The organism is Pseudomonas sp. 2(2015) (assembly GCF_000955865.1).
In the GTDB taxonomy this organism is placed as follows: domain Bacteria; phylum Pseudomonadota; class Gammaproteobacteria; order Pseudomonadales; family Pseudomonadaceae; genus Aquipseudomonas.
Genome location: NZ_JYOF01000007.1, coordinates 51471 through 71442, shown reverse-complemented (window position 1 = coordinate 71442; position 19972 = coordinate 51471). Strand labels below are relative to the sequence as shown.

The 19972-nt window shown below is 64.6% G+C and carries 18 protein-coding genes; 9 read left to right on the top strand and 9 right to left on the bottom strand.

The genetic code is table 11. The features are described from left to right. Nucleotides 1–113 precede the first annotated feature (113 nt). The 6 genes from UB48_RS12020 (at nt 114) to UB48_RS11995 (ending at nt 6759) form a co-directional block, all read left to right on the top strand. Complete coding sequence (locus UB48_RS12020; protein ID WP_045197227.1) at nt 114–1571, top strand: MBOAT family protein; 1458 nt, start codon at nt 114–116, stop codon at nt 1569–1571. Between the two features lie 11 nt (nt 1572–1582). Continuing rightward, nucleotides 1583–2740 carry an alginate O-acetyltransferase gene (locus tag UB48_RS12015; protein WP_045197224.1) on the top strand — a complete coding sequence of 386 codons (1158 nt, stop codon included), beginning with the start codon at nt 1583–1585 and terminating at the stop codon, nt 2738–2740. 13 nt (nt 2741–2753) lie between these two features. After that, a complete protein-coding gene (locus tag UB48_RS12010; protein WP_045197222.1) occupies nt 2754–3410 on the top strand; it encodes an alginate O-acetyltransferase AlgF in 657 nt (218 codons plus the stop codon). Nucleotides 3411–3443: 33 nt separating this feature from the next. Then, complete coding sequence (locus UB48_RS12005; RefSeq protein ID WP_045197221.1) at nt 3444–4895, top strand: mannose-1-phosphate guanylyltransferase/mannose-6-phosphate isomerase; 1452 nt, start codon at nt 3444–3446, stop codon at nt 4893–4895. A 105-nt stretch (nt 4896–5000) separates the two neighbouring features. Further along, a complete protein-coding gene (locus UB48_RS12000; protein WP_045197219.1) occupies nt 5001–5465 on the top strand; it encodes a hypothetical protein in 465 nt (154 codons plus the stop codon). Between the two features lie 469 nt (nt 5466–5934). Beyond that, nucleotides 5935–6759, top strand: coding sequence for an SDR family oxidoreductase (locus UB48_RS11995; RefSeq protein WP_045197880.1), 825 nt, complete (start codon nt 5935–5937; stop codon nt 6757–6759). Between the two features lie 38 nt (nt 6760–6797). Here UB48_RS11995 and UB48_RS11990 read toward each other — a convergent pair whose 3' ends face one another. From UB48_RS11990 to UB48_RS11975, 4 genes are all read right to left on the bottom strand, one after another. Continuing rightward, nucleotides 6798–8252, bottom strand: a complete 1455-nt coding sequence (locus tag UB48_RS11990; protein ID WP_045197218.1) for an efflux transporter outer membrane subunit — start codon at nt 8250–8252, stop codon at nt 6798–6800. After that, nucleotides 8249–9319, bottom strand: coding sequence for an HlyD family secretion protein (locus tag UB48_RS11985; protein WP_045197216.1), 1071 nt, complete (start codon nt 9317–9319; stop codon nt 8249–8251). The genes UB48_RS11990 and UB48_RS11985 overlap by 4 nt, the downstream gene beginning before the upstream one ends. Nucleotides 9320–9342: 23 nt before the next feature. Further along, nucleotides 9343–10884, bottom strand: a complete 1542-nt coding sequence (locus UB48_RS11980; protein WP_045197214.1) for an MFS transporter — start codon at nt 10882–10884, stop codon at nt 9343–9345. 111 nt (nt 10885–10995) lie between these two features. Further along, nucleotides 10996–11901 (bottom strand): LysR family transcriptional regulator, encoded by a 906-nt coding sequence (locus UB48_RS11975; protein WP_045197211.1) that lies wholly within the window; start codon nt 11899–11901, stop codon nt 10996–10998. A gap of 162 nt (nt 11902–12063) precedes the next feature. On the opposite strand from UB48_RS11975, the gene UB48_RS11970 reads away from it, so the two are divergent. Beyond that, on the top strand, nt 12064–12516 hold the full coding sequence (locus UB48_RS11970; RefSeq protein WP_045197210.1) for a universal stress protein: 453 nt from the start codon (nt 12064–12066) through the stop codon (nt 12514–12516). Nucleotides 12517–12523: 7 nt separating this feature from the next. Here the strand turns inward: UB48_RS11970 and UB48_RS11965 are convergent, their stop codons facing one another. From UB48_RS11965 to UB48_RS11950, 4 genes are read right to left on the bottom strand one after another with little or no spacing between them, the layout of a single operon-like run. Beyond that, nucleotides 12524–13390 (bottom strand): HlyD family secretion protein, encoded by an 867-nt coding sequence (locus UB48_RS11965; protein ID WP_045197208.1) that lies wholly within the window; start codon nt 13388–13390, stop codon nt 12524–12526. A gap of 11 nt (nt 13391–13401) precedes the next feature. Continuing rightward, nucleotides 13402–13602 (bottom strand): DUF1656 domain-containing protein, encoded by a 201-nt coding sequence (locus tag UB48_RS11960; protein ID WP_028943216.1) that lies wholly within the window; start codon nt 13600–13602, stop codon nt 13402–13404. Next, nucleotides 13592–15778: an FUSC family protein gene (locus UB48_RS11955; protein WP_045197206.1), complete on the bottom strand. Its 2187-nt coding sequence runs from the start codon at nt 15776–15778 to the stop codon at nt 13592–13594. Before UB48_RS11955 ends, UB48_RS11960 begins: the two co-directional genes overlap by 11 nt. Beyond that, complete coding sequence (locus UB48_RS11950; protein WP_045197203.1) at nt 15775–17301, bottom strand: efflux transporter outer membrane subunit; 1527 nt, start codon at nt 17299–17301, stop codon at nt 15775–15777. The genes UB48_RS11955 and UB48_RS11950 overlap by 4 nt, the downstream gene beginning before the upstream one ends. Before the next feature lie 186 nt (nt 17302–17487). Here UB48_RS11950 and UB48_RS11945 point away from each other — a divergent pair, with 186 nt between their 5' ends. Together UB48_RS11945 and UB48_RS11940 are read left to right on the top strand one after the other, a co-directional pair. Next, nucleotides 17488–18435 carry a LysR family transcriptional regulator gene (locus UB48_RS11945; RefSeq protein ID WP_045197201.1) on the top strand — a complete coding sequence of 316 codons (948 nt, stop codon included), beginning with the start codon at nt 17488–17490 and terminating at the stop codon, nt 18433–18435. Nucleotides 18436–18508: 73 nt separating this feature from the next. Next, a complete protein-coding gene (locus UB48_RS11940) occupies nt 18509–19486 on the top strand; it encodes a D-glycerate dehydrogenase (RefSeq protein ID WP_045197199.1) in 978 nt (325 codons plus the stop codon). Here UB48_RS11940 and UB48_RS11935 read toward each other — a convergent pair. Further along, nucleotides 19483–19851: a hypothetical protein gene (locus UB48_RS11935; protein ID WP_045197197.1), complete on the bottom strand. Its 369-nt coding sequence runs from the start codon at nt 19849–19851 to the stop codon at nt 19483–19485. The genes UB48_RS11940 and UB48_RS11935 overlap by 4 nt on opposite strands. Nucleotides 19852–19972 lie beyond the last annotated feature (121 nt).

Sequence of the window (19972 nt, the reverse complement as noted above, 5' to 3'; positions counted from 1 at the left end):
CCAGCTCCCACAGGGTTGGTGCAAGGCAAAGATTTGATCTGGTTTCTCCCGGGATTTCTACGGGGGGTTTGGGGGGCTGCTGCCCCGGTTGCTAACGACAAGGAGAGATCGGGATGGTGTTTTCATCCAACGTGTTTCTGTTCCTGTTCCTGCCGATCTTTCTCGGCTTGTACTACCTGAGCGGGCAACGCTATCGCAACGCCCTGTTGCTGCTGGCCAGCTACGTGTTCTATGCCTGGTGGCGGGTGGACTTCCTGGCGCTGTTTGCCGGGGTCACCCTGTGGAACTACTGGATCGGCCTGAAAGTCGGCGCCGCCGGCGTGCGCAGCAAGCCGGCCCAGCGCTGGCTGCTGCTGGGGGTTGCGGTCGACCTGGGCATCCTCGGCTACTTCAAGTACGCCAACTTCGGCGTCGACAGCATCAACGCGATCATGACCTCGTTCGGCCTTGAGCCGTTCATCCTCACCCATGTGCTGCTGCCGATCGGTATCTCGTTCTACATCTTCGAGTCGATCAGCTACATCATCGACGTGTACCGCGGCGACACCCCGGCGACCCGCAACCTGATCGACTTCGCCGCCTTCGTGGCGATATTCCCGCACCTGATCGCCGGCCCTGTGCTGCGCTTCAAGGACCTGGCCGACCAGTTCAACCACCGCACCCACACCCTCGACAAGTTCTCCGAAGGCTGCACGCGCTTCATGCAGGGCTTCATCAAGAAGGTGTTCATCGCCGACACCCTGGCGGTGGTCGCCGACCATTGCTTCGCCCTGCAGAACCCGAGCACCGGCGACGCCTGGCTCGGCGCCCTGGCCTACACCGCGCAGCTGTACTTCGACTTCTCCGGCTACAGCGACATGGCCATCGGCCTGGGCCTGATGATGGGCTTTCGCTTCATGGAGAACTTCAAGCAGCCGTACATCAGCCAGTCGATCACCGAGTTCTGGCGGCGCTGGCATATCAGCCTGTCGACCTGGCTGCGCGACTACCTGTACATCACCCTGGGCGGCAACCGCGGCGGCACCTTCGCCACCTACCGCAACCTGTTCCTGACCATGTTGCTGGGCGGCCTGTGGCACGGCGCCAACTTCACCTACATCGTCTGGGGTGCCTGGCATGGCATGTGGCTGGCGATCGAGCGGGCCCTGGGCATCAACGCCGCGCCGCAGCGTTTCAACCTGGTGCGCTGGGCCTTCACCTTCCTGCTGGTGGTGATGGGCTGGGTGATCTTCCGCGCCGAGAACCTGCACGTCGCCGCACGCATGTACGGCGCCATGTTCAGCTTCGCTGACTGGCAACTGTCGGAGCTCAACCGCGCCAGCCTCACCGGCCTGCAAGTGGCAACCCTGGTGCTGGCCTACGTGACCCTGGCGTACTTCGGCCTGCGCGACTTCTATCGCAACGCCAGGCCCGCGCCCAAGGCCAGCCCGGTGGCCGTGCATGCCGACGGCAGCCTGAGCCTGGACTGGGGCCTGTACGCCACCCGCGCGTTGGTGCTGCTGCTGTTCGTGGCCTCGATCCTCAAGCTCTCGGCGCAAAGCTACTCGCCGTTCCTCTACTTCCAGTTCTGAGCGAGCCGACCATGACCCGACATTTACGCAAACTCTACGCCCTGCTGTTCCTCGCCCTGTTGCTGGGCCTGGGCCTGTGGTCGCTGGGCGGCCTGGGCAGCTTCCAGCGCACTGCGCAGATGAGCGCCCTCGACGGCAAACTGGCCAAGGCCGCCGAAACCCACTACGACGAGCAGTTCCCGCTCAAGCGCATCGGCACCAACCTGTGGGCGGCGCTGGACTTCAAACTGTTCAACGAAGGCCGCCCGGGCGTGGTGCTGGGCCGCGAGCACTGGCTGTTCAGTGACGAGGAGTTCAAGCCGGTGGCCAACAGCGACCAGTACGAACAAGAGAACCTGGCGCTGATCCGCGGTGTGCGCGACACCCTGCAGCAACACGGCGTGCAACTGGTGTTGGCGATTGTGCCGGCCAAGGCGCGGCTGTATCCGGAGTATGTCGGCGAACAGACCCCGGCCAGCCTGCACACCGACCTGTACAACGAGTTCCACGCCCAGGCCCGCCAGGCCGGCGTGTTCGCCCCCGACCTGCTGGCGCCGCTGCAAGAGGCCAAAGCCCGTGGCCAGGTGTTCCTGCGCACCGACACCCACTGGACGCCGATGGGCGCCGAAGTGGTTGCCCAGCACCTGGCCGCCGCCGTGGCGCGCCAGACCCTGCTCAACGGCGAGCCCCAGCAGTTCGTCACCGAACAACGCCAGAGCGCGCCATACAAGGGCGATTTGACCAACTTCCTGCCGCTCGACCCGCTGTTCAGCAACCTGCTGCCGCCGCCGGACAGCCTGCAACAACGCAGCACCCGCCCGGCCGAGGCTGAAGGTGAAAGCGGCGATGCATTGTTCGCCGACAGTGAAATTCCGGTGGCGCTGATTGGCACCAGCTACAGCGCCAACCCCAACTGGAACTTCCTCGGAGCCCTGCAGCAAGCACTGCGCAGCGACGTGGTCAATTACGCCGAAGACGGCCATGGCCCACTGCTGCCGATGCTCAAGTACCTGCAAACCGACGCCTTCAAGAACAGCGCGCCGCAAGTGCTGATCTGGGAGTTCCCGGAACGTTATCTGCCAATGAAAAACGACCTCAGCGCTTTCGATCCGCAGTGGATCGCGCAGCTGAAAAAAACCCGCAATGCCAATCAAGACCTGGCCCTGTCGTCCCATCGGACGGAAAACTGAAGAGGAAACGCACATGACCTTGCATACCCAAAAGCTGCGCATCGCCAAAGCCTGCGCCCTGGCCGCCGGCCTCAGCCTGCTCTCGCTGCAAGCCCTGGCCGGCGCCGACGCCGCGCTGTATGGCCCGACCGCGCCGAAAGGCTCGACCTTCGTGCGCATCTACAACGCCGGCGCCCAGCCAGTGAGCGCCAGCGTTGGCAACACCCAGATCAGCGAAGTGGCGGCCCAGGGCAGCAGTGACTTCAGCTTCATGCCCCAGGGCGATTACAGCGCCAAGGTCGGCAGCCAGAGCCTGCCGGTCAAGCTCGCCGCCGATCACTACTACACCCTGGTCAACAACGCCTCGGGCCAGCCGCAACTGGTCGAGGAGCCACCGTTCAAGAACAAGCAGAAATCCCTGGTGCGGGTACAGAACCTCAGTAGCCAGGCCCTGACCCTGAAGACCGCCGACGGCAAGACCGAAGTGGTCAAGCCGGTGGCCGCCAAGGCCCGTGGCGAGCGCGAGATCAACCCGGTCAAGGTCAGCCTGGCGCTGTATGAAGGCGATAAAAAAGTCAGCGATCTGAAGCCTGTGGCTCTGGAGCGCGGCGAAGCAGCGGTGCTGTACGTGACCGGTTCCGGCAGCAGCCTGTCGCCGGTCTGGGTCAAGCGCCCGGTATCCACCCGTTAACCACCTGCCTATTTCTATTTTTGGAGAACACCCATGATTCCAGTCATTCTGTCCGGTGGTAGCGGTTCGCGTCTGTGGCCGCTGTCGCGCAAGCAGTTTCCCAAGCAGTTCCTGGCCCTGACCGGTGAACACACCCTGTTCCAGCAAACCCTCTCGCGCCTGGTGTTCGACGGCATGGACGCGCCCATCGTGGTCTGCAACAAAGACCACAAGTTCATCGTCAGCGAGCAGCTGCAAAGCCTCAAACTTCAAACCCAGGGCATCCTCATGGAGCCCTTCGGCCGCAACACCGCGCCGGCAGTGGCACTGACCGCGATGAAGCTGGTTAACGAAGGCCGTGACGAGCTGATGCTGGTGCTCCCGGCCGATCATGTGATCGACGACCAGAAAGCCCTGCAACGGGCCCTGGCCCTGGCCACCGTGGCCGCCGAGCGCGGCGAGATGGTGCTGTTCGGGGTGCCGGCGACCAAGCCGGAAACCGGCTACGGCTACATCAAGTCGAGCCAGGACGTGCTGCTGCCCGAAGGCGTCAGCCGGGTGGCGCAGTTCGTCGAGAAACCGGATGAAAAACGCGCCGCCGAGTTCGTCCGGGCCGGTGGCTACTTCTGGAACAGCGGCATGTTCCTGTTCCGCGCCAGCCGCTTCCTCGAAGAGCTGAAAAAGCACGACGCCGATATCTACGACACCTGCCTGCTGACCCTGGAGCGCAGCGAGGAAGACGGCGATAACCTGAGCATCGACGAAGCCACCTTCGCCTGCTGCCCGGACAACTCCATCGACTACGCGGTGATGGAAAAGACCCAGCGCGCCTGCGTGGTGCCGCTGTCGGCGGGCTGGAGCGATGTCGGCTGCTGGTCGTCGCTGTGGGATGTGCATGAAAAAGACCACAACGGCAACGTCACCAAGGGCGACGTGGTGGTCCAGGACAGCCACAACTGCATGATCCACGGCAACGGCAAGCTGGTATCGGTGATCGGCCTTGAGAACATCGTCGTGGTCGAGACCAAGGACGCCATGATGATTGCCCACAAGGACAAGGTCCAGGGCGTCAAGCAACTGGTCAACACCCTCAACGAACAGGGCCGCAGCGAAACCCAGAACCACTGCGAGGTGTACCGACCGTGGGGCTCGTACGACTCGGTGGACATGGGCGGGCGTTTCCAGGTCAAGCACATCACCGTCAAGCCCGGTGCCAGCCTGTCGCTGCAGATGCACCACCACCGCGCCGAGCACTGGATCGTGGTGTCCGGCACTGCCGAGGTGACCTGCGACGAGAACGTGTTCCTGCTCACCGAAAACCAGTCCACCTACATCCCGATCGCTTCGGTGCACCGCCTGCGCAACCCGGGCAAGATCCCCCTGGAGATCATCGAAGTGCAGTCCGGCAGCTACCTGGGCGAGGACGATATCGAGCGCTTTGAAGATATCTACGGACGCTCGACGCCGATCGAGCGCGGGATCTCGATCAAGACCATCGCGCAGTAAAACCCCAATCGCGGGGCAAGCCCGCTCCTACACATTGTGGGAGCGGGCTTGCCCCGCGATGCTTTTTGGTTAGGATGAAAGCCCCCCACCCACAAGGTTCGCTCCATGTTCATCGGCGCCCTGCTCATCCTCACCTGGCTGGTCCTGCTGCTGCGCTACCCGGCCAAAGCCCTGCCGATTTCGCTGGCGGCGCTGTTCGGCCTGGGCCTGGTGGCGTTGTGGGTGGTCTGGCTGGACAACCGCGAAGCCAGGCAACTGGCCCACCTGGAGCTGCGTCTGACCTACGCCCCGGAGCAATGCCCGGCCGATCGCCCGCTGCAGGTGCACATCAACAACGGCAACCCGGTGCCACTGGTGGAGCTGCGCTGGCGGGTCGCGGCCTATGCCCCGGGCGATACCGTCAACCTCGCTGAGAACACCTACGCCGCCCCGCGCTACCGCGGCCCCGGCGAGCTGCAGCCCGGCGCCAGCTGGCAGGAGTGCCTGCCGTTGCCGCCACTGCGTTCCGGCTACCGGCCACAGAGCGTCGACTACCGCGCCGAGCACCTGCAAGGCAGCTTCGCCGACTGAGCACCTGGTATTTTTGCCAGGTTACCCAGGCGGCAAAATCCTGTTGAATGACTCCGCGTACTTCACTGCCTAGCGGAGTAAGGTCATGGTCGACACATCGCCAGCGGTTCAGGACCAGTTCAAGCAACTGTTCGAACGGATCAATCATCATCAACCACTGGCCAGGCCGGTGGTGATCCTGGTGTATTCGGACACCTGCCCGGCATGTGCCGATGCCAAGCGCAACGTGACAACCCTGGCCGATAACGGCTATCGGGACCGGGTTGACTTCTACCAGCTGACATTCGCTGCCTTTCAAACGTTGTCCCTCGACACTCAGGTCACCCACGTGCCCACTCAACTGCTGTATGACAGGGCAAGCCAACGCCAGCTCTGGACCGGCATTTGCACCGATCGGTTGGAAAATGCATTGAAAACGCTGATTGCTGAACTATCATCCAGTACCCCCACTGCTCAAGGACAGCAGCTCATGCCCAGCGTGTTGATCACCGGATGCTCCAGCGGTATCGGTCTGGCTTTGGCCGAGACCTTCAAGAATGCCGGCTTCGAGGTCTGGGCCACGGCGCGCAAGGCCGAGGACGTAAGCCGCCTGGCCGCCAGCGGCTTTAATGCCCGCCAACTGGACGTCAATGACCAGCAGGCGCTGACGCAGCTGGCGGGTGAGCTGGAACAGCACGGCCAGGGCCTCGATGTACTGATCAACAACGCCGGCTACGGCGCCATGGGGCCGCTGCTCGATGGCGGCGCCGAGGCGATGCGTCGGCAATTCGAAACCAATGTGTTCGCCGTGGTCGGGGTCACCCGCGCATTGTTCCCGGCGCTACGCCGCAACAAAGGCCTGGTGGTGAATATCGGCAGTGTTTCCGGGGTACTGGTCACGCCGTTCGCCGGCGCCTACTGCGCCTCCAAGGCGGCCGTGCACGCCCTGAGTGAAGCCTTGCGCCTGGAAGTGGCGCCCTTTGGCATACGGGTCATGGAAGTACAGCCTGGCGCAATTGCCTCGCAGTTCGCCAGCAACGCCGGGCACGAAGCCGAACAACTGATCGGTGAACAATCGCCCTGGTGGCCGTTGCGCGAAGGCATCCGGGCCCGCTCACGCGCTTCCCAGGACAAACCGACCCCGGCGGCCGACTTCGCCCGCGATGTCCTCAAGGCCGTGCGCCAGCCAGAGCCGGCGGCGCTGGTACGCCTGGGCAATGGCAGCCGCGCCTTGCCGCTGCTGCAAAACTGGCTGCCGCGGGGCTTGCTGCAGCGCGTGCTGAAAAAACGTTTCGGCCTGGACCGCGCGCTCTAGGCGATCGAGCGCAGCACACCGCCATCGACGCGCGAAAATCAACCCTGGGCGGCGGTCTGCAACGGCTCGCTGAACGGCTGCCATCCACCGCCCAGCGACTTGTACAAGCCAACCAGGGCCTGGGACACCGCCGCCGAACTTTCGACCCACTGCTCCTGGCTGGCCAGCAAGGCGCCCTGCACGCTGAGTACATTGAGAAAGTCCACGGCGCCCTCGACATACTGCTGCTGCGCGGTCTGCAGGGCGATGCGGTTCTGGCGCACGGCCTCTTCGAGCAGGTCGCGGCGCAACTGGCTGGCGTTGTACAGGCGCAGCACATCGTCGATTTCGTGCCAGGCGCGCAGTACCACCTGCTGGTAGCGCAGAGCCGCTTCCTGCTGCTGGGCTTCGCGCAACTTGAGCACGCCGCGCAGGCGCCCGCCTTCGAAAATCGGCAAGTTCAGTTGCGGGCCGATGGCGAATCGACGCGCATCCCAGCTGCCGAAATCCGACAACTGCAGTGACTGCAGACCGACATTGCCCGACAAGCGGATGCTCGGATAAAAATCCGCCTTGGCCACCCCGATACTGGCGGTGGCGGCATGCAGCTGGGCCTCGGCCTGAAGAATGTCCGGGCGCCGCTCGGCCAGCTCCGACGGCACGCCGATGGCAAAGCGTTGCTGCGGCGTCGGCATCGCGCCTGGCTCCAGCAATTCGGCCTGCAGGCTGCGTGGCGGCTCGGCCAGCAACAGGCCGAGGGCGTTGATCAATTGTGCCTGGCGCTCTTCCAGGGTCGGCAGGCGGGCCTCGACCGAGGCGACCTGGGCACTGGCCTGGGCCACATCGAGGGCGGTGGCTACCCCGTCGCGCAGGCGCATTTGCGACAGGCGCAGGCTGTGCCGCGAAACCTCAAGGTTCTCCCGGGTGACGGCCAGGGTGCTCTGCACCGCTCGCAGCTGGATGTAGTTGCCGGCGGTCTCGGCCAGCAGCGACAACAGCACGCCACGGCGGTCGTTCTCGGCGACTTCGACCACCGCGTCGGCGGCTTCGACCTGGCGGCGTACGCGGCCCCAGAGGTCAAGCTCCCAACTGGCGGTAAAGTCGCCCTGCCAGAGGTTGAAGGCCGACTTGCCGCCGTTGCCGGACGGGTCGTTGAGGCCTTCGGCACTGTTGCGCGCCCGGCTGTATCCGCCGCCCAGATCAACCGACGGGGTTTGCTCGGAAGCGATGCTCATGCGCAGCGCGCGGCTTTGCAGCAAGCGCGCGCTGGCGATCTGCAGGTCGAGGTTGCGCTGGCTGGCGCGCTCGATCAGGGCACTGAGCTTGGGGTCGTGAAAGCTTTCCCACCAGCGCTGCTCCAGCGGTGTGGCCTGGGCCTGACTGGCGCCGGGGGTTTCCTGCAGCGCCGGCCATGCGGCCGGGGCATGGCTGTCAGGCGCGCTGAAATCCGGGCCCAGGCTGCAGCCGGCCAGCAGGCTCAGCAGCAGCGGGCAAAGGGCGAATGCAGGTTTCATCGGGCGCTGACCTCTTTACCGGTACTCAGGCTCGCGCCGGTATCGATCGTGGCCACCACCGACATGCCGACCCGCAGGCGTTCCAGCAATGGCTGGTTGGCGTCGAAGACAATTTTCACCGGAATGCGCTGCACCACCTTGGTGAAGTTGCCGGTGGCGTTGTCCGGCTTGACCGCCGCGAAGGTGACACCGGTAGCCGGGGCGATGCTCTCGACCCGCCCGTGCAGGTATTCATCGGCGAAGGTATCCACACGGATCTGCACCGGCTGCCCGGGTTGCACGTGGGTCAATTGGGTTTCCTGGAAGTTGCCGAGCACATAGGCGTGCTCCAGCGGCACCACCGACAGCAACCGCGCCCCCGGGTTGACGTAGGCGCCAACGCGTAGCGCGCGCTCGCCGACCATGCCGTCGATGGGCGCGACGATGCGCGTGTACGACAGGTCCAGTTGCGCCCGCTCAAGGCTTGCCTGGGCATGCTTGAGGCCCCCTTCGGCGCTGTCGACCTGGGCGCTGAGGATATCCACCTGCTTGCGCGCCGCCGCCAGCGCCGCCTGCGAGTTGGCCAGCCGCGCCCGCGCCTGATCAACCCGGCTGCGCGCCTGCTGGGCGTTCTGCACGGTACCGGCGCCCTGCTCGGCCAGGCGGCTGTGGCGGGTCAGTTCGTGATTGGCGAAGGCCAGCTCAGCCTGGTCGGCACTGACCGCGGCCTGGGCCTGGTCGATCAGCGAGGCCTGGCGCTCGAGGGTCGCCCGGGCGTTGTGGCTTTGCGCGCTGGACACCAGCAGTTGCGCCTGCGCCGCCGCCAGCGCCGCCTGGTAGTCGCGGTCGTCGATCTGCGCCAGCAACTGGCCGGCCTTGACCTGCTGGTTGTCCTCCACCAGCACCTGCTTGATAAAGCCGGCCACCTTCGGTGCGATCACCGTGTAGTCGGCAGACACGTAGGCGTCGTTGGTGCTCTGCGCGCTGTCGTGGCCCAGCAGCATCGGGCCGAACACGCCGGCAATCCCTGCCACCACCAGGGCGGCGACGATCAAGGCGGTTTTTCGGTGAGTTGTTGTCGTGGTCATGTCTTTCTCTCAAATCCGCAAACCTAGGCCACCGCGCGCGGTGGGTAGATCCGGGTAGGCACAAAAGGAATCAGTACAATCAGCGCCGCAGCCAGCAGCGCCATGCACAGGTAAAGATCGGCCGAGGTCAGCACCAGGGCTTGGTCGTGGATGCGCCTGGCCAGACCCGGGGCGCTGCTGTCGGCCAGCGGCGAATTGCCCAGGCTGTCGACCAGCGCATTGGAGTGAAAATGCCGGCGCACGGTGGTCAGCGCCTCGATCAAGCCGGCCGCAACCACCGAAGCCAGGCCCTTGACCGTGTTGAACCAGGCCGAGGCAAACGGCCCGTCCTGTGGGGTCATGCCGCCGGTGGCCAGCATCAGCAAGGGGATCACCGACATCGGCTGGCCGAAGATGTGCAGCAGTTGCAGCAGGTAGAAGTTGTCGCGAATCCACACGCTGGTGAGCTGGCTGCCCAGCGCGCACGACAGCGACAACATGCCCAGCCCCGCCGCCAGCACCCAGCGGCAATCCACTGCGCGAATGTTGCACAGCGCCGCCACCAGCGGCAGCGCCAGCAACTGCGGCAAGGCCACCAGCAGCATCAGCGGGCCGGTCTGCGCCGGGCGGTAACCCTGGATCTGCGCCAGGTAGCTGGAGGGGATGATGATCACTGCGGTCAGCACGATCAGCACGCCGAACAGGGTCACCAGGGCGTGGGTCAGGTTGCGCACCTTGAGCATCTGCAGCTTGAAGAATGGCAGCGGCTCGGACCACTCGTTGCACAGGAACAGCACCAGCAGCACCAGGCCGCCGCCGAGCAGCCAGCAGATCAGCGGTGAATCGAACCAGCCCATGCGATCCCCCAGGGTCAGGCCGATCACCAGGGCGCAGATGGCAGGCAGGCCGAGCAGCAGCCCGCGCCAGTCGAACTGTTTGAAACGCTCCAGGCGCAGCGGGTCCTGGGGCAGGCCCCAGGCAACACAGGCCATTGCCAGCAATGACGGCAGAATGATCTGCCAGAACGCCCACTGCCAGCCGACATATTCAGTCCACAACCCGGCCAGCGGCGTGCCCAGGTTGGGCCCGAAGGTCGCGGTCAAGGCATAGCCGGCCAGGCCGTAGACCTTGATCCCCGGCGGCAGGAAACGCAGGGCGACGCTCATCAGCATTGGCGGCAACGCCCCCGATGCCAGGCCCTGCAAGGTGCGCAGCAGCATCAGGCTGGACAGGTTGGGCGCATACGGCTGCACCAGCCCGAGCAGGGCAAACACGGCAATGGCGCACAGGGTAAAACGGCGCAGGGAAAAGGTCGCCGCCAGCCACGGCGAAAAGGCCATGGCCGAGACCGACGCCGCCGAATACACCGCAATCAGCCAGGCGCCCTCATCGGCGCCGATGAACATGCCCCCACGGATATCGGCCAGCGAGGCCTTGGTGACCATCTCGTTGAGGCCGGCGCAGAGCACCGCCAGCAGTACCCCGAGCAGGCCGACCAGAATGCGCGTGCCAAAAGCCGCCGGCGCCGCCGTCGCGGCAACCGGTGGGGGCAGCACAGGTAAAGGAGTCGCGGTCAGCGAACTCATCACAGACATCTCCGGACAAACAAAAGAACCGGCGCAAGTCTATGAAGGGGCAATGCTTACGAAAACTGACATATTGGCAGTTTACTAGTGCAGCAAACGCAATCGACTGGTTCAGCGTTGCTCGCTGCAGCACGCCTTGAGGGTCTGGCGCAGCCAGCGGTGGGCCGGGTCGTTGTCAAAACGCGGGTGCCAGGCCTGCATCACCGTCACCCGTTCCAGTGGCAACGGGATGTGGAACGAGCGCAGCGGCAGGCCGAGCTTGGTCACGCTGCTGAGGATATTGGCCGGCATCGGCAGCAACAGGTCGGAGTCAGGCAAGGAGAACATCGCCGAATGAAAGCTCGGGGTGATCAGCGCCACCCGCCGCTGCACCTTGTAGTTGGCCAGCTCGACATCGATCGGGCCGTTGGCGCGGCCGCGGCGCGAGACGCTGATCTGCGGGTAGGCGGCAAAGCGCTGGGGGGTGATCTCGGCCTCGAAGATCGGGTGATCCTGGCGCGCCAGGCCGACGTAGATGGTGTTGAACAGGCTCTGCATCTTGATCTCGGGGCCCAGGTCGATGGTCGAGCTGACGATCAGGTCAGTGCCGCCGTCGCGCAGCACCGCATCATCGTCACCACCGCCTTCCGGGACAAAACGCAGCACGGTGTGCGGCGCCTGCTCGTGCATCATCTGCAGCAGTTGCGCGCCATACAGGGCGATGAACAGGTCGTTGGTGCGGATGTTGAAGGCCCGGTCGAGGGTTGCCAGGTCGACTTCTTCGCGGCTGCGAAACACCAGCCCGGCCTGCTCGACCAGGGCCCGCACCTGCTCGTGCAGGGCCAGCGCCCGCGGCGTCGGCACCAGGCCACGGCCGGCGCGGACCAGGATCGGGTCGCCGATGGCCTCGCGGATTCGCCCCAGGGTCCGGCTCATGGCCGCCGGGCTGAGGTTCATGCGCCGCGCTGCGCCGACCACGCTGCCCTCATCAAGCAGGGCATCGAGAGCGACCAACAGGTTCATATCCGGGATCTGCATTGCCAGGCATCCATGACGGGTAAACAAGGGCCGATCTTAACAGCTCGGCAGCGGCCATCGGGTTGCGCGTCACGCAACTACACAGTGCATGCCAGGCCATTTATCCGCAGGCCGCCGATCCTCAACAATAGCCGGCTCGACTGCCGCCCAGAGAAGCCGCCCATGCTCAGCCCCGTATTGATTGCCATCGATGGATCGTCCGCCTCCCAGGGCCTGGTCGAGCTCGCGCAACAGTACTGTTTGCCCAACTGCCATCGCCTGCAGGTGGTGCTGGCCATCGACAGCGCCTTCGCCCTGAGCGACGGCCCGGGGGCGATCAGCCTGTACGAGCAGCAGGAATACCCGGCGGCCACCGATGAGCAGCGCCATGCCGTCCAGGCCGTGCGCCAGGCCCTGGAGAACCTGCGGGCGCTGGGCTTCGAGAGCGAAGGCAGGCTGGTGCCGGGCGAGCCGGTGGCGGCCATCGTCGCTGCCGCCCGCGCGCTTGAGTGCGAGCTGATCATCATCGGCCACCGGCATTTGAACCGCCTCGGGCGGTTGCTCGATCCGTCGATCAGCAACAAGGTGATCGATCAGGTCAGTTGCCCGGTGCTGGTGGATTCGCGCCAGGCTTGAGGCGCTTTTAGCCTTCTTTCCGAGCCGGCTTGACCACCACTGTGCAGGTGGTCCCCGCCGCCAGTAAAAAGCCTTCCGGCACTTCATCGATGTGAATCCGCACCGGCACCCGCTGGGCCAGGCGCACCCAGTTGAAGGTCGGGTTGACATCGGCGATCAGTTCGCGGCTTTCAGGGTTGTCGCGGTCATAGATACCGCGCGAGATGCTCTCGACGTGGCCCTTGAGCCGCTCGCCGCTCATCATCTGCAGCTCGGCCTGGTCACCCACGCGCACGTGCGGCAGCTTGGTTTCTTCGAAAAAGCCATAAACCCAGAACGAGTCCTTGTCGACCACCGCCATCTTCGCCTCGCCGGTGCGCGCGTAATCGCCGCGATGGACGTTGAGGTTGGTGACATAGCCATCGACCGTGGCGAGGATCCGGGTCCGCTTGAGGTCCAGCTCGGCCGCCGCCAGCTGCGCCTGGGCCTGCTGGTAATCGGCCAGCGCCGAGTTGGCAATGTTGCTGGCATCGTCACGGTTCTCCCGCGAGATCACCAGGTTGTCCATGTCGGCGCGGCGATGGGCGTTGACCTTGCGCATTTCCCAGGTGGCCTTGCGCGAAGCGACCAGCGCCTGGGCCTGGCGGACCGCCACCTGGTAATGCTCGGGGTCGATCTGCATCAGCACGTCGCCCTTCTTCACCAACTGGTTGTCGCGCACCGGCACGTCGACCACATAGCCCGGCACGTCGGCGGCGACGTTGATGATATCGGCGCGCACCCGCCCGTCGCGGGTCCAGGGCGTGTTCATGTAATGCACCCAGAGCTGGCGACCGATCACCACGGCAGCGGCCAGCACGAGCAAGGTGGCGATCAGGCTGAAAAACTTTTTCATCAACAGGGGTCTCAACGGTAGAGAGTCAGGGCCATGGATCCGAACAGGCAGATAAACAGGCACAGGCGCAGCAGCGCCGGGTGCCAGAAAAAGCGGTAGCCGTCATGGCTGGCGATGAACCGGTCCAGGCCCCAGGCAAGCCCGGCGGCGAACAGGAACATCAAGGTCATGGTCGGCATGTAGACGCCATGGAAGGCGATTTCACGAGGCATGGGGCAGTCCTTTGGCCGGGGCCAGTTCGGCCAGCGGCGACTGAGGGTCGAGCAACGAAGTACGGATGAAGTGCAGGTAGCTCTGCACCCGGCGCAGGGCCGAGGTGTCGAAGTGGCGGGCGAACGGCTCGTCGGTGGCCTGCACGCGGCTGATGGCGTGATCCACCGCCACCAGGGCGCGCTCGTGGTTGCTGGCGCTCGGTTGCATGAACAGCCGCGCCAACGCCCGGCCCATGACCCGGATGGCCTGGCGCCAGGGCTGCGATTCGGCATAGCACGGGTGCACTGGCAAGATTGCCTGTTCCTTGCGCAGCTCGATGATCGCGTGGCCAACCTCAAGCACCACGAACATCCAGCGCAGCAGCTTGCTCTGCACCAACGGCTGGCCGACCGCCAGGCCATAGGCCTGGTGCAGCAGGTCGCGGGTGCGGCTTTCGAAGCTCGAACCCAGGCCGCGCAGGCGCCCGGTAATTGCATACAGCACCTGGGCGCGCAGGTCCTGCTCCAGGCGGCTCCACAACCAGCGGCTGTTGGGCGGCAGGATGATCGCCCCGGCAGCGGCGCAGACCAGCATGCCGATGACCATGGCGATGTAGTCGTTGATGAAGTTGTAGGGGTTGTAGATGGTCAGGTTGTCGGGCACGGAACCGGTGGCAAAAAAGATCAGCAGGCCCAGGCCATAACCGGCATAGGCCGGGCGCGAGGCGAGGAACGCACCGAACACGAACACCGGCGCCAGCACCAGGCACAGCAACGGGAAACCGTCGATCCAGGGGAACACGAAGAAGGTTTCGAAGAAGCCGACAAAGGCGCCGAACAAAGTGCCGCAGGCCATCTGGAACGACATGCGCTTGGGGTTCGGCGTCGCCGCCGAGAGGCCGACGGTGGCGGCGGCGATCAATGTCATCATCGCCCCGCTCGGCCAGGCGGTAAGAATCCAGAAACTGCCCAGCACCAGCAAAATGAACGAAGCGCGCACACCGGCGGCCAGCGAAGCCATCCAGTTGGTCTGCGCGACATAGGGCTCATCCCACTGCTCGCGGGCATGGTTGTGTTCGGTCAGCGAGGCGTGGGTCTGGGCGTAGCTGTGCATGTCGTCGACGAAGCGGTACAGCAGCTCATAGGCGGTGTGAAAATCCAGCAGGTCGGCGTCGCTCGGGCCGCTTTCGACATAGGCCGCGCGCAGCGTGCGCACGCGCTCCGGCAAGCCTTCCTTGTAGGCCGCCAGTTGCTCGGCCAGGCGCGCCGCATCGCGCTCGGTGAGGCCGCGCCCGGCATAACCGTCGAGCAGCTCGGCCAGGGCGGTGAGCCCGGGTTCGATGGCGGTGACGATCTGCAGCGGCCCACGCAAACGCAAGCGCTCAAGTAACTGGTGCAGGGCGTTGAAGCGTGTGGTGATGGCCATGAATTCGCTGTTCATGCGCCCCAGGCGACCGTTACGCCGGCGCATGTGCGGGTCTTCGAAGGCGGTAACGCTGCGCAGGCTCTCCAGGCCCACGGCCTCGGCGATAAAACGCACGTTGCTGCTTTCGAAGCGGTCGCGCTGGCTGTCGCCGCGCAGGCCCTCGGCAACGAAACCGGCGAACACGCCGAAGCGCTGGTACAGGGCGTTGCGCATCGAGGCACTGGCCGACTGCGGCAAAATCGCGGCGCTGACCAGGGTCGAGACCAGAATCCCCAGGGAGATCTCCAGCACCCGCCACACGGCGGCCATGAACGCGCCGTCGGGGTGCTGCAAGGCCGGCAAGCCGACCATCGCCGCGGTATAACCGGCGAGCACGAAACCATAGGCGCGGAAGGTGCGGTAGCGCATGGCACCGGCCGAACACAGGCCGACCCAGATCGCCAGGCTCGGCAGGAACAGCTCGGTGTTTTGCGGAAACAAGGCGATCAGCGCGACCATCATCGAAGAGCCGGCCAGGGTGCCGAGCAGCCGGTAGAAGCTCTTGGCGAACACATGGCCGCTCTGCGGCTGCATGACGATGAACACGGTGATCATCGCCGTGCGCGGTTGCGGCAACTCCAGGCGCATGGCCAGCCACAGGGTCAGGAAGGCGGCGCTGAGGACCTTGAAGATGTACACCCAGGTCACCCCGTCGGTGCGCAGCCATTCAAAGAACCCGCGACGCCACTCCAGGGTGGCCAGCCAGCGAAACGGCAGGGTCAGCGCGCTCATTGGGCGTGAACCGGCTTATCGAAAATCGCCAGGGTCGCCGGGGTCTTCGGCGCCTGCTGACGGTCTTCGCCGGGCACATCGCTACCCGCGCCCAGGCCGCCGCCCAGGGCCGTAACCAGCTCGGCATGGGCACTCAGGCGCGCAGCCTGGACCTGCTGCTGGATCTGCTGCTGGCGGAACAACTGGGTTTGCGCGTTGAGCACATTGAGGTAATCGGTCAGGCCGCGCTGAAAAGCGATCATGGCGATGTCGTAGGTTTTTTGCGCCGAAGCCACCGACTCGGCGGCAAAGTGCTGCTGCTCGTTCATCGACTCACGGCGAATCAGCTGGTCGGAAATGCCCTTGAGCGCCTCGACCACGGTCTGGTTGTAGTGCGCCACGGCGATGTCGTAACCGGCCGAGGCAACCCCCAGTTGCGAGCGCAGGCGGCCGCCGTCGAACACCGGCAGGCTGATCGCCGGGCCGACGTTGTAGTTGAATTTGCGCCCGGTCAGAAACTCCAGCGCGCCGCCACCGGTGGCCATGAAGCCGAGGCCACCGACCAGGTCGACATTGGGGAAGAAACCGGCATGGGCGACATCGATACCACGGGCTTGAGCCGCCACCTGCCAGCGGCTGGCGACCACGTCCGGGCGCTGGCCGACCAGTTCGGCGGGCAACGCCGAGGGCAGCTTCAACGCGGTACCCAGGGCCAGTTGCGGGCGCTGTAACTGCGCGCCCTGTCCCGGCCCTTTGCCGGCCAACGCCGCCAGTTGATTACGCGCCAGGGCGATCTCTTCATTCAGGGCATCGAGCTGGCGGTGGGTTTCTGGCAGCGGCGTCTGCGCCTGGCTGACTTCGAAATGGGTGCCGATACCGCCGGCCAGGCGCCGTTCGGCCAGGGCCAGGATCTGCTCCTGCTGCTCAAGCTCGGCCTTGACGATATCGCGCTGGGCAAAGTGCAGCGACAGCTGGATATAGACCTTGACGATGTTGTTCTGCAGCTCGAGCTGGGCCTGACGGGCCTGGGCCACGCTCATGTGGGCCATGTCCACGGCCTGCTCGCTGGCATTGCGTTCGCGGCCCCAGAGGTCGAGGGCATAACTGAAGCCCAATGCCGCATTGTTGTCCCAGGTGTTGGAACCCGACAGTGCGCCAGGGCCATAGAACTGGTCTTCCGGCCAGTTGTGGCGCTTGAGCGTCGACTGGCCGTTGACCTGCAGTTTCTGCGCCGACTCGACCACCCCGGCCATGGCCCTGGCTTCGCGCACACGGGCGGCGGCCATGGCCATGCTGGGGCTGTCGTGTACGGCCAGGGCGATCCAGCGATCGAGTTGCGGGTCGCCGTAGGCCCGCCACCATTGCTGGTCGGGCCAGTGGGCGTCGAGGGCGGCATCACGGATGGCCGCGTCGGTGGTCAGGGTATTGGCTTGCAGCGTCTTGCTTTGCGGGGCAATGCCCCAGGTTCCGATACAGCCGCTCAAGGTCAAGCTAAAGGCACAGGCACTGAGCGCATTGAGCGCTCTGATAATGCGACGCGGCACAGCTGCGAATTCCCGACGTAGAAGGTGGATGACGCTTGGAGAGGCAATTCTAGGGGGCCGCCGCACTGGCGATAAGCGTGCATTACTGCGAATCTTTGTTACGAAAACAGCGATAATCCGGCTTTAGTCTGAAGACCGCCCCGGTTACTTCATGTCACAATTTGTCGTCTACTTTGAGAGCGACCCATGGACACCCTGCAAAACATGCGTGCTTTTAGTTGCGTCGCGCAAGTCGGCAGCTTCACTGCCGCGGCCGTGCAACTGGATACGACCACCGCTAACGTATCGCGGGCGGTCTCCAATCTTGAAGCCCATCTGCAAACCCGCCTGCTCAACCGCACCACCCGGCGCATTGCCCTGACCGAAGCCGGCAAGCGCTACCTGATGCGCTGCGAACAGATTCTTACCTACGTCGAAGAAGCCGAAGCCGAAGCCAGCGACGCCCATGCGCGCCCGGCCGGGCAGCTCAAGGTGCATTCGATGACCGGGGTCGGCCAGCATTTCGTCATCGATGCCATCGCCCGCTACCGCGAAACCCACCCGGACGTGACCTTCGACCTGACCATGGCCAACCGCGTGCCGGACCTGCTCGACGAGGGCTACGACGTGTCGATCGTGCTGGCCAGCGAGCTGCCAGACTCGGGCTTCGTCTCCCAGCGCCTGGGCATTACCTACAGCATCGTCTGCGCCTCGCCCGAATACGTGAAGCGCCACGGTATCGCCCACAAGCCCAGCGACCTGCTCAACCACGCCTGCCTGCGCATGGTCAGCCCGGTGATCCCGCTGGAAAAATGGCTGTTCGACGGGCCCGAAGGCCAGGAAGTGGTGAACATCACCCAGGCGCCGTTCCAGGTGAACTCCGCCGATGCGATGAAAACCGCGATCCGCAGCGGCATGGGCGTTGGCGTACTGCCGATCTACTCGGCCATAGAGGGCCTGCGCGATGGCTCGCTGGTGCGGGTAATGCCCGAGTACCGCCTGCAGGAGCTGAACCTGTACGCGATCTACCCGTCGCGCCAGTACCTGGATGCCAAGATCAAGACCTGGGTCGAGTACCTGCGCAACTCGCTGCCGGAAATTCTCGCCGCCCATGAAGCGGACCTGAAAACCCATGAACTGCGCATTGCCACCTGAAATCTTGCTGCACAGCGGCGGTGGAGAATGATAGCGTGCTACCCATTCTCCACCGCCCGCAGAGATTTCGCCGATGAAAAAGACCGTCCTTGCCTTCAGCCGCATCACCCCGGCGATGGTCGAACGCCTGCAGCAAGACTTCAACGTGATCGTGCCGAACCCCAAGCTCGGCGACATCAGCGCCCAGTTCAACCAAGCCCTGCCCCAAGCGCATGGCCTGATCGGCGTCGGCCGCAAGCTCGGCCAGGCGCAGCTGGAAAACGCCAGCAAGCTGGAAGTGGTCGCCAGCGTCTCGGTGGGCTATGACAACTATGACCTGGCCTACTTCAACCAGCGCGGCATCGCCCTGACCAACACCCCCGACGTGCTTACCGAAAGTACTGCCGACCTCGGTTTTGCCCTGCTCATGGGCGCGGCGCGGCGGGTCGCCGAGCTGGATGCCTGGACCAAGGCCGGGCAATGGCAAGCCACCGTCGGCCCGGCGCAGTTCGGCAGCGACGTGCACGGCAAGACCCTGGGCATCGTCGGCCTGGGCAATATCGGCGCAGCCATCGCCCGGCGCGGGCGCTTCGGCTTCAACATGCCGGTGATCTACAGCGGCAACAGCCGCAAGCCAGCGCTGGAGCAGGAACTCGGCGCGCAGTACCGCAGCCTCGATGAACTGCTGGCTGAAGCTGATTTCGTCTGCCTGGTGGTGCCACTGGGCGCGCAGACTAAACACCTGATCAGCAGTCGCGAGCTGCAGTTAATGAAACCCAGCGCGTTTCTGATCAACGTCTCCCGTGGGCCGGTGGTCGATGAAGCGGCGCTGGTCGAAGCCTTGCAGGCCGGCACTATTCGCGGCGCCGGGCTGGATGTCTACGAGAAGGAGCCGCTGGCCGAATCACCGCTGTTCCAGCTGAAAAACGCCCTGACCTTGCCGCATGTAGGTTCGGCTACCGCTGAAACCCGCGAGGCCATGGCCAATCGGGCGATTGATAACCTGCGCAGCGCCTTGCTCGGTGAACGGCCACGGGACCTGGTCAATCCGCAGGTGTGGAAGTCGGCCTAATCAACCACCCTTACCGTTACCAGTGGTGAAATCTGCGACGGCAGGCTGAGCACCGAGAGATCGAAAAACAGCACACCAGTACCGCCCAGCGCGCTTTGCAAATAGCGCCTGGGCAGTACGAAGTCGTGCCCGCGATAGTCTTCCCAATGCTCGATTGCATGCGAGTCCGAGAAAGTTTCCGGCTCTCCTCCCGGTGGAAAACCAATCCAGCCAAGCAGCAAGGTTGCCCCTTGAGAGCCCTGCAAGCCTGGCAAGGCGTAACCACTGAGCGTCAGCCCCGCCTCGCCCACCTGGGAAAGGCTGACCGTCCAGCTCGCATCTTTGAGCGTGGGCGGCGCGACCACCGGTTTATCGGACTTGCCCATTATCACTTCCATGACCGTTGCCTCGAGCGCTGCGGATGTGTTGAGCGCAAGTTACGCCCTTGGAACGTCCCTGAAACCTGGCATTTTTATCAGGTACTGCGTCGGCCTCATCGCGGGTCAA